Genomic DNA, 14,432 nt, shown 5'->3' with positions numbered 1-14,432 from the left:
GACATTCATCAGATTAGCTCTGGGTGAACCGGTCAGGCGTGGATCRCATTGCGCTGTCAGCCTGCCCGCGACGTCATACTGGTGTCGGGTGATAAGCGACTCCACTGATCCGTCAGCCTTGCGCAGATACGCCACCTGACAGATTGCCAGGCCGCGGCCGTCATTGACCGCAACGGAGGGGGTGTTGTGATGCACGGCGAGATTCATCTTTCAGTTTCCTGCGATGCCGTGCACCGGTCATTGGGAAAGAGTTGGATTAATCGATGCTACCAATGAAGACGCGGTGTGTAACCTGTCAGATCTGACAGGTCAGAAGGGGCTTCAACATGCGCTGCGACGTCATTGCACAATGACGCGTAGAATCCCCACTTGAATCAATACGTGAGGTCGCAGTGGTGGATTTACAGCAGGGCTTCGTCCTGACCCGGCATTGGCGCGACACCCCGGCCGGCACGGAAGTCGAATTCTGGCTGGCGACCGATACCGGTCCCCGGCGTATCCGCCTGCCTCATCAACCGTCGGTGGCGTTCATTCCGGCCGTCCAGCGCGAGCAAGCGCAACAGGTGCTGTACGGCGAGAAAAACGTCGAGCTAAAGCCCTTGGCCCTGCTGGATTTCGAACACCGCCCGGTTCTTGGCCTGTATTGCCAGCAGCACAGTCAGTTGATGCGTTTGGAAACCGCATTGCGTAAGGCCGGAGTCGAGATGTTCGAGGGCGACGTTCGCCCGCCGGAGCGCTACATGATGGAGCGGTTCATCACGGCGCCGGTGATCTTTGGCGGCACGCCCAACGACGAGGGGCTGCTGCTCGACGCGCAGATGAAACCCGACCCGACCTACCGGCCCAACCTGCGGCTGGTCTCGCTGGACATCGAAACCACCGCTCAGGGCGAGTTGTATTCCATTGCCCTGGAAGGCTGCGGTGAGCGCCAGGTGTACATGCTCGGGCCACCCAACGGCGACGCCAGCGCGGTGGACTTCCAGCTCGAATACTGCGACTCGCGAACCGTGCTGCTGAAAAAGCTCAACGAATGGTTTGCCCGCCACGACCCGGACGCGATCATCGGCTGGAACGTCGTGCAGTTCGACCTGCGCGTCCTCCATGAACACGCCCGACGCCTGGGCGTACCGCTCAAGCTTGGGCGCGGCGGAGAAGAGATGCAGTGGCGCGAACACGGCAGCCGCAACCATTACTTCGCCGCAGCAGCTGGGCGCCTGATCATCGACGGCATCGAATCCCTGCGTTCGGCGACCTGGAACTTTCCCTCGTTCAGCCTGGAAAACGTCGCGCAAACCTTGCTCGGCGAAGGCAAGGCGATCAGCACGCCGTACCAGCGCATGGACGAAATCAACCGCATGTTCGCCGAGGACAAACCGGCCCTCGCCACCTACAACCTCAAAGACTGCGAACTGGTCACCCGGATTTTCGCCAAGACCGAACTGCTGACGTTCTTGCTGGAGCGCGCCAGCGTCACCGGTTTGCCGGCGGATCGCAGCGGTGGTTCGGTCGCTGCGTTCACTCACCTTTACATGCCGCTGATGCACCGTCAGGGCTTTGTGGCGCCGAACCTGGGCAGCAAGTCACCGCAGGCCAGCCCCGGCGGTTTTGTCATGGACTCGCAACCGGGCCTGTACGAATCGGTGCTGGTACTCGACTACAAAAGCCTTTATCCGTCGATTATCCGCACCTTCCTGATCGACCCGGTCGGGCTGATTGAAGGTTTGCAGCATCCTGATGACAGCGACTCGGTACCGGGTTTTCGCGGGGCGCGCTTTTCCAGAACCCGGCATTGCCTGCCGGCCATCGTCGCCCGTGTGGCCGAAGGCCGCGAAACCGCCAAGCGCGAACACAACGCGCCGCTGTCCCAGGCGCTGAAGATCATCATGAATGCTTTCTACGGCGTGCTCGGCTCCAGCGGCTGCCGTTTCTTCGACACGCGGCTGGCATCGTCCATCACCTTGCGCGGCCACGAGATCATGCTGCGCACCCGGCTATTGATCGAAGCCCAAGGCCACACGGTGATTTACGGCGATACCGATTCCACCTTCGTCTGGCTGCGCCGCGCCCATGGGCAAGAGGAGGCCGCGCAAATCGGACATGCGCTGGTAGACCACGTCAACCAATGGTGGCGCGAACATGTGCGTGAGGAGTACGGGCTGGAAAGTGCGTTGGAATTGCAGTTCGAAACCCACTACAAACGTTTTCTGATGCCGACCATCCGTGGCGCGGAGGAGGGCAGCAAGAAGCGCTACGCCGGTTTGGTCACCCGCGCCGATGGCACTGATGAGATGGTCTACAAAGGCCTGGAAACCGTGCGCACCGACTGGTCGCCCTTGGCCCGGCAATTTCAGCAGGAACTGTACTCGCGGATCTTCCATCGCAAGCCTTATCAGGATTACGTACGCGATTACGTGCAAAAGACCTTGGCAGGCGAGTTCGACGACCGTCTGATCTACCGCAAGCGTCTGCGCCGCACCCTCGACGACTACGAGCGCAACGTACCGCCGCACGTGCGTGCGGCGCGCATTGCTGATGACTTCAACGACCGTCAGGGCCGTCCGCGTCAATACCAGAACGGCGGCTGGATCAGCTACGTGATCACTGTCGCCGGACCCGAGCCGCTGGAGATCCGTAGCGCCCCCATCGACTACGATCACTACGTCACCCGGCAGCTGCAACCGGTGGCGGATGCGATCCTGCCGTTTGTGGACGACGACTTCTCAACCCTGATTGGTGGGCAGTTGGGCTTGTTTTAAGTCCAGCAACGACAGCGTCCAGGCATCCGGTATACCGTGAAAATACTGCGCAAGGGCCCGATGAAAAAGGCTGTCGTCGGGGGAGACCTGGGCAAACAGTGTCATCGACGAGTGAAATTTGAGGTCGTCGGGATGACCGAAAATATCGGCGACCGAGCACTGTTTGACGTTCAGGACCAATTGCGTGCAGCTGCGCAGTCGGGGACCCAGCAGCGGATGTTCCAGATACGCCAGAGCTTCCTCGTCGGAGCTAATGGCAAAGTATCGGGACATTTCGCTTCCCCCTAGCCCGGCAAGCTGGGGAAAGATGAACCACATCCAGTGGCGGCGTTTTTTACCTGCACCCAGTTCTTCCTGGACCCACTTGAATACCGGGTCTTGAGCCTTGACGAAACGTGGCAAGTTGAAAGCATCGAGCTGATCGGTGCTTCTCATGCAGAAACCCTCTGACAATACGGCGATGGCTCAGACCATGGCCAATCGCTGTTTGCGTTGTGGCGCGTGAAACGCGTGGTCCAGCGCCTCCAGATCCCCGGGATCGAGCTGCAATTGCGGGGCTTGTGCATTTAATTGTAGATGGTCGGGTTTGACCGCTTTGGGGATGGCAATCACACCTGACTGCCGTAGGATCCATGCCAGCGCGACTTGGGCCGGTGTCACCTCGTAACGGACGGCAATCTTTTCAAGCGCAGGATGGGCCAGCATTTCTCCACCCTGACCGATTGGGCAGTACGCCATCAATGGCTGGCGATGCTGTTGACTCCAGGGCAGCAAATCAAATTCGATGCCGCGCTCTTGCAGGTTGTAGAGCACCTGATTGGYGGCGCAGGCCGGTGAGTTCAGTTCGTGCAGGTCGTCCATATCGAAATTGGACACGCCCCAACGGCCAATTTTGCCATCCTCACGCAGGCGTTCGAAGGCTTCTACGGTTTCCTCCAAGGGATACTCGCCGCGCCAGTGCAGCAGGTACAAATCGATGTATTCGGTCTTCAAGCGCCGCAGGCTGCGCTCGCAGGCCTGCGGGATGCCTTGGCAGCTGGCGTTGTGCGGGTAGACTTTGCTGACCAGAAAGACCTTGTCGCGCAGACCGGTGATGGCTTCTGCGACCACTTCCTCGGCGCCACCTTCAGCGTACATTTCCGCGGTGTCGATCAGCGTCATGCCCAACTCTATGCCCAACCGCAGGGCCGAGACTTCACACGCGTACGCCGAGGGATCCTCGCCCATACGCCAAGTGCCTTGGCCGACGACCGGTACATTGACGCCGGCCAATTCAAGCGTGCGCATGAAAACCTCCACTCTGTGACTCGGTGAATAATAGATTGGCAGCAAAATTACGTCGTTGTTCCTGAGGATGGCAGATTCCTGATGATAGCGAACAAGACGAAATCTCAGCTTTCAAGGCTGGTCTGCGTGTTCACGGACCACCGGCACTGCACTTTTCTTGCTTTGGTGGCTCTATCCTTGGGCAGCCGGCGGCGATCCCCTCCGTTGGCCCATGCCCAAGTTCAAGAACCCATGGCTCGAGTTTTACCCCCAAACTCCCCACCGATCCACCGCCGTTGCTCGCTTCTGGTTTGTCTGGCACTGCTCTTTGTCAGCGGTTGCAGCCAGCAGCAGGGCAATGACATCGTCAGCCAGTTTCGCGAAGGCCGCCCCCAGGAGTTTCTCCAGACCAGCGTTGACCGCATGGCCACGCTGGCGATGCGTGACAACCTCAACAGCCTCTACGTGTTGATGAGCAAGCTCTACCTGCGCAACCCCGATGAGCTGAAAAAATCCGGCTTCCTCAACGCCCGAACGGCTGGCAAGCAAGTGCGCATGGCCATTGAAGAGCAACAGCCACTGCCCACCCTAGGCGGCAAAAAAGACCTGGCAGCGCTCAGGTATGCCATGAGCCCGGAGTTTCTCGGTGACCGGGTCGGCGCCTTCATTTATGCCATCGGCAGCATGCTGGTGACCGCTCACGGCAATCGCCTGGAGTTCTACATGACAGACGCGATCAACCCGACGTTCGTCAGCAACGCCGCGCGCAACATCGAGATAGCCACGTGGATTCTCAGTCAACGGCAAAACAAACAAGGCGAGCCGTTGCTGTTCTCCAATGAGATCTCCGAGGAGGGCAGCAACCTGAGTTTTGCCGTGGAGTTCGGCAAGATCGTTGCGCGGCTGGATTTGCTGACGCAGATGCTGGACGAACGGTACAGACGCATCGGCTTGAACTACGCACAAAGCCTGCTGTTTCTGAATTTCCTGCCGGTGCAATAAACCCCAATTCCTTGAAGGAGCCGAGCTTGCTCACGATGGCGGACTGTGAGCCAACACATATGCTGAATGCTATACCGCTATCGCGAGCACGCTCGGCTCCTAGAGGGAATAGGGTGTTTTTACATCTCGGATATAACGATAGTTCGCATCGATATAAGTGGTTATAAGAAAAATCGCTATGCTGCGGGCCAGATTTCTCCTGCGCTCTTTGTGGATGTATCAATGGATTTAGTGAACATCGGGTTGGTCGTTGCCGGGTTGGTTGTTGGCTTTATTGTTGGCATGACTGGCGTCGGTGGTGGGTCGTTGATGACCCCGATTCTGCTGTGGTTCGGCATCAATCCCGCGACAGCGGTCGGTACCGATCTGCTGTACGCGGCGATCACCAAATCCAGTGGCGTGCTGGTTCACAGGAAAAACAACAACATCGACTGGGCGATTACCGGCTGGCTGACCCTTGGTAGCGTGCCGGCCGTGGCGTTGACGCTGTGGTTTCTGAGCAGCTTGCACACCGCGCCAGAAACGATGAATGCCATTATCAAACAAGCGCTGGGCTTCGTTCTGTTCGCCACGGCACTGGCGATTTTGTTCAAAAAGCAGCTGCTCGACTTTGCTCACAAACGCGCCGGCGGCAACTACAACCCCAGTGGCAAGCGCCTCAACGTGATGACGGTCATCACCGGTCTGGTGCTGGGCGCTATGGTCGCCCTGACGTCCATCGGTGCTGGCGCCCTTGGCACCGTGGCACTCTTCATCCTGTATCCACTGTTGCCAACCCGTCGTCTCGTCGGGACGGAAATCGCCCACGCCGTACCGCTGACCCTGGTCGCCGGTCTTGGCCATGCGAGCATGGGCAACATGGATTGGCACGTGCTGGGTTACCTGCTGATCGGTTCGCTGCCGGGTATCTGGTTGGGCAGTCATTTGACCGGCAAGATCTCCGATGAGGTGCTGCGCCCTTGTCTGGCGACGATGTTGGTGCTGATTGGCTACAAATTGGCGTTTTAAGCAGGTTTTCTCAAACAAACCCACCCCATCCTCCGTTAGGTGCTACGGTGAAAAGCCAGCCATCATTCGTCCGTGAATGACTTGTCGGCATTCCTCCGTGATCGACAAGGAAGAGGTGGCACGTGTTTGCGTTAATCCCTATCGCTAAAGGTCACCTCCACGATGCCGGGTATTGCCTCGACACACTGTCGTGAACGCCCCTCCCAAACACCTGCCGCTGATTCTCAGTGAACTGCGCGCCGCCACGACCCGGCAGCACCAGGCTCTGGAATTACGCATTCCGTTCTTCACGGTCGATCGACGGCTGTACACCCGCCTGATCGAGGCCTACTACGGTTTCTATCGGCCCTTGGAAAACCGGTTGTTTCAGGTGGCAATGACCATTCCCGATCTGGACTGGCTGATTCGCAGTAAAACCCCGTCGCTAGAGGCTGACCTGTATGCCTTGGGGCTCGATGCTGCGGCCATTGAGGCCATCCCTTTATGCACATTTGCCTTCCAGACCGACTCCGTCGCCCGTGTGCTGGGTGTGTTGTATGTCCTGGAGGGCGCAACGCTGGGCGGGCAGTCACTGAGTAGCGGGTTGTACTCACGCCTGGGTATCGATGAGAGCCAGGGCGGTCGTTTTCTTGCGGTGTATGGCACGGCAACCGGGCTGATGTGGCGCAGTTTTCTGGCGTGTCTGTATGAGGTGCGCAATCCGCTTGAACGGGCGCGCTCGGTGGTGGCCGCGCAGGCGACATTCGAGGCCTTTGAAGCCTGGCTTGAGCACCGCGAGGTCTTGATATGAAGCGCCTCACCGACGAACAACTCGATGCCGCACTCGCCGAGTGCGCCCGCGAAGCGATCCGGGTTCCGGGGGCGATTCAGCCACACGGCGTGCTGCTGACGTTGAGTGAACCTGCATTGATCATTCAGCAGATCAGCTGTAATTGTGCAGCCGTGTTCGATCAGACCGCCGCCGCTTTACTGCAACGACCTTTCGCGACATTGGCGGGTGTCACGGCGGCAGAACGGGTTCGCCAGGCACTGTTGTCGAGCAGTCTGGATGATGCCAACCCCGTGGTGTTGGAGATCGGTGCTGAACGCTTCAACGCAACGCTCAGCCGTCATGACGGTGTGGTCATTCTCGAACTGGAACTGCTGCTCGACGTTGTTCAGGACAACACCGCGATTCTGTTGCGTGCCCTGCGGCGAATGCAGGCCGCGACGACACTGGAGGACTTGTACAGTGTCAGCGTTGATGAAATCCGCCTGCTGACGGGCTTTGACCGGGTGATGCTGTATCGCTTCGAGCCGGCGGGGCATGGGCAAGTCATCAGTGAAGCGTTGGGCGGTGTGTTACCCGGTTACCTGGGCCAGTGTTTCCCCGCGTCGGACATTCCACCTCAGGCCCGCGAGTTGTATCGCCTGAACTGGATTCGGGTGATTCCGGACGCACGCTATGTGCCGGTGCCGATCCTTCCGGTGCTGCGCCCGGATACCGGACAACCACTGGACCTGGGCTTTTCGCTGTTGCGCAGTGTGTCGCCGGTGCACTGCCAGTACCTGGAAAACATGGGCGTGAGAGGCTCCATGAGCTTGTCGCTGCTGGCCAACGAGCAACTCTGGGGGCTGATCACCTGTGCCCATCCGCAACCGCTGCTGGTCAGCCATTCTGTGCGCACCCTGTGCGCGGCCATTGCCCAGTTGCTCAGCATGCAGATCACGGCACTGCAAACGCGAAACGAACAGCAACAGCGTGAACAGAAGTCCCGCTTGATCAATGAACTGACGGCGGCAATGCGCCAGGCTGACGGCGATGTGCTGGAGGGGTTGATCAACAACCCGCTGCCATTACAGGAACTGACCGGCGCCAGTGGTGTGGMGGTGCTGATCGAAGACCGTCTCCATCTATTCGGTGGGTGCCCGACGGATGAGCAGGTGCGAGCGCTGTACTTGTGGGTACGCGAGCAATGCCTGGAGAGTGGCGAGCCGCTGTTGACCGATGCGTTGCACACTTGCCACGGCTCCAGCGCGCTTTACAGCGATGTGGCCAGCGGTCTACTGGCCTTCGTACTGCCAAAACCGATCGATAACGGCGTCATGTGGTTCAGGGCGCAACTGCGCTCCAGCATGAAGTGGAGTGGCAATCCTGATGAGCATTTCAGTGCCGGGGCTGACAACCGCTTGCAACCGCGAACCTCGTTTGCGTTGTGGGAACAGCGGGTGGAGGGGCGCGCACGGGAGTGGAGCACGGTGGATTTTTACGCGGCCAGTGAACTGCGCCGCAGCGCCATCGAGAATGACCTGGCCCGTCAGGTTCACCGCGAGCATGAAGCGGTTCGCGAGCGTGACGAGCTGGTGGCGGTGGTGTCCCATGACCTGCGCAATCCGATGACCATTATCATCATGCAATGCGGAATGATGCAGCGCCTGGTCGCCCGGGATGAAGGCAAGCACACCGTGCGCATGAACGCCGCGCTGGACACCATGGAGGACGCGACTGGCCGGATGAACGCCCTGATCGCCGATCTGATGGACAAGTCGAAACTCGACGCCGGTCACTACCCGCTCGAGTGCAAACCGCTGGATGTCGTCGAATTGCTTGAACAGGCCTGTGCGTTGCTGGTGACGCTGACGTCGCACAAAAACATCGAACTCAACTGCACCAGCGCCCAAGGGCTGCGCTTCGATGCCGATCCCCAGCGGCTGTTTCAAGTGCTGTCGAACCTGCTGGGAAACGCGATCAAATTCACCCCGGCGGGCGGGCGCATTGACCTCAATGCCTGGCAGGTGGACGGCCAGGTCCTGATTTCGGTGAGCGACAATGGCAGCGGCATCCAAGCCGCGCATTTGCCCCACATTTTCGAACGATACTGGTCGACCCGTGAAGGTAACCCCAACGGCAGTGGCTTGGGGTTGTATATCTGCCGCGCAATAGTGCGGGCCCATGGCGGGGAGCTCTGGGCGCACAGCGAGCCGGGAGCGGGCAGCGTGTTTACCTTTTCCATTCCGGCGTTGGTGATGGCTGTGGCTTAGGTGCGGGTCAAAATTTCTAGCAGATGCCCGTCCGGGTCATCGAAATACACCCGCCGTCCCCCGGCGTATTCATTGATTTCCTTTGGCCGCTGCTTGCCCGGGTCTGCCCACCACGGTTGGCCGCGTGTTTGCAGGCGCGCGAAGGCTTTGTCGAAGTCGTCGTCACCGATCAAGAACGCATAGTGCTGGGATGCAATCGGCGGTTCGTTGTTATAGAAATCCAGCGACACGCCGTTGTCGAATTTGACGATCAACATCGGGCCGAAAGGCTCGGGGGCGGGCAGGCCGAGGAGCTCGGCGAGGAAATTAGCCGATACCTGCTTGTCGCGGCACCAGACAATGGTGTGGTTCAACTGAGCGCTCATGGAGAGGTCCTCACGGCGGTTCAGGTAGATCATTATGAGCTTTGAGATTAGCCCAGTCTGTTGCGCAATGACCGCCCTGACCTAAGCTTGGGTCAAGGCGAAACGCAATTGCGGTACGTCGCCCGGAACGAACGCCGCGATGCGCAATCATTAGAGCGTGGTTATCAAAAGGAGATGCGCATGCTCATCAGGTTTTTGACCCTGGCAACCTTGCTGGCTTTCGCCGGTCCCTTGCTCGCAGCCGAAAGTGATTCACCGCTGGACATGGACAAAGGCAGGTCGCGGCCATTGATTGTCATTGCGACGAGTACCGTCGACCCGGTCTGGACGGGCCTGAAAAAGTCGCTGGACGATCCGGCCAACAAGGACGGTATCGCCCAGCGCAATATCAGGGTGTACACCGTGCTGAATATGTTCGGCCAGCTCGACGGCAGGGATCTCGGTCAGCAGGACACCATGGCACTGATCCGCGCCCTGAAACTCGGGGCGGGGGCGTTGCCCAAAGTGATCCTGATCGGCAAGGACGGCGAGAAGAAGCTTGAGAGTTCGGGGGATGAATCCAAGTCGGTCGATTTGAAGAAGATATTCGAGACCATCGACGCCCTGCCAGCGGCGGAGAAAGAAGCGCCCGCGCCGACGGTAGCGGCCCCTGTTGCAGCCGATCCTGCCAAAGATGCCAAAGCCACCAAGGGCGCCAAGCCTGGAAAATCGGGCAAAACCGCCAAGCAGCCGGAAATGCCGGATGACTGAAAGGCCTTTTGAACAGCCCCCTCGCCACAGCAGGCTCGCTCCCACAGGTTGTGTGGTTACCCGTTATAGCGATACCCGACTGTCACGATCGCTCATTTTTTCAGGTGAAGTACCCGCCTTCATTGGCTTCGGAAATTTCCTTCAAGTCGTGTAGCACTTGATGAACTGGTGTCCTACAGCTCGCATCGCTAGCCTTCATGGAAGTCCGCGACATTGAGGGACCCAAGGACGAAAACACCCGTGGAAAAAAGGAGCCTCGCCTGTGAAAAAGTTCAGCAAGCCTCAACAACCGCAAACCCCAACCGATGCCGAGCATCCCGCTCCCGCGAAGGTGGGTGAAACCGCAAAAGTGTCGGTTACCGCGCGGCCCAGGCGTCTTACCTCGCCGCAGCCGATATTCGCTATTGCCCCCGGCGTCGACACACTGACCCTGCTAAGACAAGCCTGCGACACTCTCGCGTCACTGACTGCCCTGCTCGAAAACTTTGCCGCAAAACTGGAAGGGCCGAATCGCGGTGAAGTGTTTTCCATTCAGCAGTTGGCGATGGTCGCCGAGTTGTTGGTGACTCACGTGCGGGACAACCTTGGTTCGCGTGACGATGCTTCTGCCGGTCAGCCAGTGACTCGGCATTAAGCAGGCATTCAACGAAAATGGACGACCTTGAAGGGCTAATGCCGATCAGTTAAGCATTTTCTGCGGTAACGCAATTGTTGTAGCAGCTGCTGGAAAGGCCGCGTTATTTGAGGAGTTTTTGAAACTCCTCTATCGGCAACGGCCYGCTGTGTAGATACCCCTGATAAAAATCGCAGCCCAGCCCCTGCAAAAACTCCAGCTGCTCCGGCGTTTCCACGCCTTCGGCAATAACTTTGAGTTCGAGGCTGCGAGCCATGGCGACAATGGCACGGATGATCTCGGCATCGTTCGGATCAGTAGTTGCGTCGCGAATGAACGACTGATCGATTTTCAGGGTGTCGACCGGCAAGCGCTTGAGGTAGGTCAGTGAAGAGTAGCCGGTGCCGAAGTCGTCCATCGCGAAACTCACGCCGAGTTTTTTCAAACGGCGCATTTTGTTGATGGTGTCTTCCAGGTTCTGAATGACGATGCCCTCGGTGATTTCCAGTTTCAGCAGCGAGCAGGGCAGGCCATGGCTGGTGAGACTGTTTTCGATGCGCTCGACAAAATCGGTCTGGCGAAATTGCCTCGGGCTGATGTTTACGCACAGGCTGAAACTGAGCGGATTGACCAGGCCTTTGGCAACCAGTTGTTTGAAGGCCCCGCAGGCTTCGTCGATTATCCAGGTGCCGACTTCAAGAATCAGGCCGCTGTCTTCCAGCACCTTGATGAACTCGCTCGGGGATTGCGCCCCGAGTTCCGGGTGGTTCCAGCGCACCAGCGCTTCGGCGCCGACGATGCGATTACCCCGGGCGTCGACCTGCGGTTGGTAATGCACATGAAACTCGCCCCGGGAAAGGGCCAGGCGCAGGTCGGTTTCCATGCGCAGGCGTTCACTGGCAGCCTTCTGCATTGCGTTGTGATACATCTGCGAGGTGTTGCGCCCCGAGTCCTTGGCGCGGTAAAGCGCGATGTCGGCGCGTTTGAGCAGGTCGGTCGGGGTCGAGCCGTGGTCCGGAATCAGCGCGATGCCAATGCTTGGCGTCACTTGCAGACGCTGGCCATCGAGGAACATCGGTTCCGACAGCAGTTCTCGCAACGTGTCGGCCACTTGCTGAACCTCGGCACTGACTTCATTGCGCGAGCCTTCCAGACCGCTGAGCAACACCACAAATTCGTCGCCGCCCAACCGCGCCACGGTATCTTCCAGGCGCACGCTGGCTTCCAGTCGCGCGGTGATGATTTTCAGCACCGTATCGCCGACCGGGTGACCGAGGGAGTCGTTGATGTGCTTGAAGTGATCGAGGTCAAGAAAGAGCAATGCACCCCGCAGGTTATGGCGCTTGAGCAAGGCGATTTGCTGACTCAGGCGTTCCATCAGCAAGGCGCGGTTGGGCAGGTTGGTCAGCGGGTCGTGGTAAGCCAGGTGACGGATCTGCGCTTCGGCGTTTTTCAACAGGCTGACGTCGCGAGCCGTCAGCAACAGGCAGGCAGTTTCGTTGAGGGTGATCGGCTCGACTGAGACTTYGACGGTCAGCAACTCCCCGTCTTTATTTCGCCCGAGCATTTCCTTGTGATGCACGCGGCCCTTGAACTGCAGTTCGGCCAGCAACGCCGAACGTTGTTTCCCTTCGGCCCAGATGCCCACTTCATACGCCGTGCGACCGATCACTTCTTGCGCGCGGTAGCCGGTCRGGCGGCAGAAGCCGTCGTTGACCTCCAGATAGCGCCCAGTATCGCGCTCGGTAATGGTGATGGCGTCGGGGCTTGAATGGAACGCCTTGGCGAACTTCTCTTCACTGGCCTTGAGTGCCGCTTCGGAGCGTTGCTGGTGGGAGATATCGCGCAAGGTGGTAACGATGCAGGGCTGGTTGCCAACGCTGATCTGACGGCTGGAAATCACGCAGGTCAGGGATTGCCCGTCCTTGTGCCGGGCGACGATGGCGGCGTTGTCCAGCCCTTGTTCGCGAATGATCTGTTCGATCCGTTGAGGGCTGTTTGCCGCAGCGTCCCACAGGCCAATCTCGTCGGCGCTGTGGCCAATCACTTCGGCGGCGCTCCAGCCAAAGGTCTGGGTAAAACTGGAGTTGATCTCGATGAACTGGCCGGTGTCCTGGTCTGTCACGCAAATCGGATCCGGGCTGACCTGGAACAGTGTGGCGAATTTTTCTTCGGATGCCGCCAGTCGCTGTTCGCGCTCCACCTGATCGGTGATGTCCAGCAGGGTGCCGGCCATGCGCAGCGGTACACCGTTTTCATCGCGGTAGAGGCGGGCGCGGCTTTCCAGATAGCGCGAACTACCGTCCGGCAGTTGTACGCGGTAGGTCAGTTGATAATTGCCGGCCGGGCCTTCGCGCAGACTGCGATAGGCGTCGCGCATGGTGTTGCGCTCTTCGCCGGGCACGCCTTCGAAGAACTCATCGAAAGCTTCATGGAAGGGTTTGGCCTCCAGCCCGTGCAACTCCGCGGCCCGCGCCGAGCCGTAGAGCATGCCGCTGGGAATGTGCCAGTCCCAGGTGCCGAGTTGCGCCGAGTCCAGGGCGAGGTCGAGACGTTCCTGGCTGTCCTTGAGGGCTTGTTCGGCGACTTTACTTTCGGTGGTGTCGAGGAAGGTGCTCAACAAATACGGCTGGCCTTCGAGTTCAACCCTTTGTGCGCTGAGGAGGCCATTGTGGATTTGCCCGTTGCTGGCACGAAACTGTACTTCCATGCTGAACACACCCCCTTTGGCCTTGGTGGCCGTAACCAGTTCGGCGCGTTGTTCCGGGTGAACCCAAAGGTCCAGTTCCAGCGTGGTGCGGCCTATCGCGTGTTGCAGGGGCCAGCCGAACAGGCTTTCAAAGTACTGGTTGGCTTCGGTGATCAGGCCGTCTTCCTGGYGGGTCAGCAACACCATGTTCGGGCACAGGTGAAACAGCGTGGCGAAGCGTTTTTCCGAGCTGCTCAGGGCTTGTTCGCGCTGACGCTGATGGGTGATATCGCGAATCACTCCAATCATGCGCGGCCGGCCGTGTTGGTCCGGTAGCAGGCTGCCGCTGATCTCCAGCCAGTGGAAGCTGCCGTCGGGCCAGCGGATACGGTGATGCATCGCTTGTTGAAGTGGCGCGCCGGCAATGACCGCATGGAATGCGCGGACGGTTTTCTCCCGGTCTTCCGGTGGCAGCAAGTCGAGGTATTCCAGATTCTCGGGCAACGGCTTATACGGATCGAAACCAAACAGCGCCTGAGTCCCCCGCGACCAACTGATGTGCCCGCGCTCGATGTCCCAATACCAGGCTCCCAGCCGTGCGCCAGTGAGGGCGGCGAGCAATTGCGGCGCGCTTTCCCAGCTCAGCTCAGCTCGTTTCAGGTCAAGCGACTGAATACGTGGCATCGGTGGAATACGGTCAACAGTTTTCGGCATTGGCAGCGGGCCTTGGGCGGAAATGGGCGTTAAGCGCAAGTTTTTGCGGTTCTGTAGGCGTAGCACACGTTAGCCATGGGTCCCAGGCAGATCGATTTGTGCATCCAGCAAAGCCATGAAGGCCCTTGCCGCATTCGATAGCGTCCTTTCGGTATGCAAGATATAGCCTAGCTGGCGAGTCAGTTGTATGCCCGGCAAGGGTATTCGTGCAACCTGTTCATCCAGCATCGTGCGCGGCAATACGCTCC

General features: G+C 59.1%; 12 protein-coding genes and 1 pseudogene. 7 read left to right on the top strand and 6 right to left on the bottom strand.

Annotated elements, in window-relative coordinates; translation table 11 throughout:
• Positions 1-207: hypothetical protein (locus AC1DRJ_RS10145; protein WP_477802016.1), on the bottom strand; the 207-nt coding region annotated here is incomplete at its 3' end.
• A gap of 188 nt (positions 208-395) precedes the next feature.
• Between AC1DRJ_RS10145 and AC1DRJ_RS10140 the strand changes: the two genes are divergently transcribed.
• Positions 396-2,756 (top strand): DNA polymerase II, encoded by a 2,361-nt coding sequence (locus AC1DRJ_RS10140; RefSeq protein ID WP_477802017.1) that lies wholly within the window; start codon positions 396-398, stop codon positions 2,754-2,756.
• On the opposite strand, the gene AC1DRJ_RS10135 is transcribed toward AC1DRJ_RS10140, so the two are convergent.
• Together AC1DRJ_RS10135 and AC1DRJ_RS10130 are read right to left on the bottom strand one after the other, a co-directional pair.
• The gene (locus AC1DRJ_RS10135) at positions 2,721-3,191 is read right to left on the bottom strand and encodes a DUF1810 domain-containing protein (protein ID WP_477802015.1); all 471 of its coding nucleotides are present in this window, start codon (positions 3,189-3,191) and stop codon (positions 2,721-2,723) included. The genes AC1DRJ_RS10140 and AC1DRJ_RS10135 overlap by 36 nt on opposite strands.
• Before the next feature lie 30 nt (positions 3,192-3,221).
• Complete coding sequence (locus tag AC1DRJ_RS10130) at positions 3,222-4,043, bottom strand: aldo/keto reductase (RefSeq protein WP_477802014.1); 822 nt, start codon at positions 4,041-4,043, stop codon at positions 3,222-3,224.
• A gap of 231 nt (positions 4,044-4,274) precedes the next feature.
• On the opposite strand from AC1DRJ_RS10130, the gene AC1DRJ_RS10125 reads away from it, so the two are divergent.
• The 4 genes from AC1DRJ_RS10125 to AC1DRJ_RS10110 all read left to right on the top strand — a co-directional run bounded on the left by AC1DRJ_RS10125 (position 4,275) and on the right by AC1DRJ_RS10110 (position 9,053).
• Entirely contained in the window at positions 4,275-5,024 is a 750-nt protein-coding gene (locus AC1DRJ_RS10125; protein ID WP_477802013.1) for a hypothetical protein, read from the top strand.
• Positions 5,025-5,246: 222 nt separating this feature from the next.
• Entirely contained in the window at positions 5,247-6,032 is a 786-nt protein-coding gene (locus tag AC1DRJ_RS10120; RefSeq protein WP_477802012.1) for a sulfite exporter TauE/SafE family protein, read from the top strand.
• A 190-nt stretch (positions 6,033-6,222) separates the two neighbouring features.
• On the top strand, positions 6,223-6,822 hold the full coding sequence (locus AC1DRJ_RS10115; protein ID WP_477802011.1) for a biliverdin-producing heme oxygenase: 600 nt from the start codon (positions 6,223-6,225) through the stop codon (positions 6,820-6,822).
• Complete coding sequence (locus tag AC1DRJ_RS10110; protein ID WP_477802010.1) at positions 6,819-9,053, top strand: ATP-binding protein; 2,235 nt, start codon at positions 6,819-6,821, stop codon at positions 9,051-9,053. The genes AC1DRJ_RS10115 and AC1DRJ_RS10110 overlap by 4 nt, the downstream gene beginning before the upstream one ends.
• On the opposite strand, the gene AC1DRJ_RS10105 is transcribed toward AC1DRJ_RS10110, so the two are convergent.
• Entirely contained in the window at positions 9,050-9,418 is a 369-nt protein-coding gene (locus AC1DRJ_RS10105) for a VOC family protein (RefSeq protein WP_477802009.1), read from the bottom strand. The two genes, AC1DRJ_RS10110 and AC1DRJ_RS10105, sit on opposite strands and share 4 nt — an antisense overlap.
• Before the next feature lie 180 nt (positions 9,419-9,598).
• Here AC1DRJ_RS10105 and AC1DRJ_RS10100 point away from each other — a divergent pair, with 180 nt between their 5' ends.
• On the top strand, positions 9,599-10,168 hold the full coding sequence (locus tag AC1DRJ_RS10100) for a DUF4174 domain-containing protein (RefSeq protein ID WP_477802008.1): 570 nt from the start codon (positions 9,599-9,601) through the stop codon (positions 10,166-10,168).
• A 262-nt stretch (positions 10,169-10,430) separates the two neighbouring features.
• Positions 10,431-10,802, top strand: a complete 372-nt coding sequence (locus tag AC1DRJ_RS10095) for a DUF6124 family protein (RefSeq protein ID WP_477802007.1) — start codon at positions 10,431-10,433, stop codon at positions 10,800-10,802.
• Between the two features lie 103 nt (positions 10,803-10,905).
• Here the strand turns inward: AC1DRJ_RS10095 and AC1DRJ_RS10090 are convergent, their stop codons facing one another.
• Both AC1DRJ_RS10090 and AC1DRJ_RS10085 read right to left on the bottom strand, forming a co-directional pair.
• Positions 10,906-14,184 (bottom strand): sensor domain-containing protein, encoded by a 3,279-nt coding sequence (locus AC1DRJ_RS10090; RefSeq protein ID WP_477802006.1) that lies wholly within the window; start codon positions 14,182-14,184, stop codon positions 10,906-10,908.
• 69 nt (positions 14,185-14,253) lie between these two features.
• Positions 14,254-14,432 (bottom strand): annotated as a pseudogene (locus AC1DRJ_RS10085) (LysR family transcriptional regulator); the annotation flags it as partial.

Source organism: Pseudomonas sp. P5_B2, assembly GCF_056400445.1.
The sequence above is the reverse complement of the archived record's forward strand: the minus strand, read 5'-3'. Positions and strand labels throughout refer to the sequence as shown.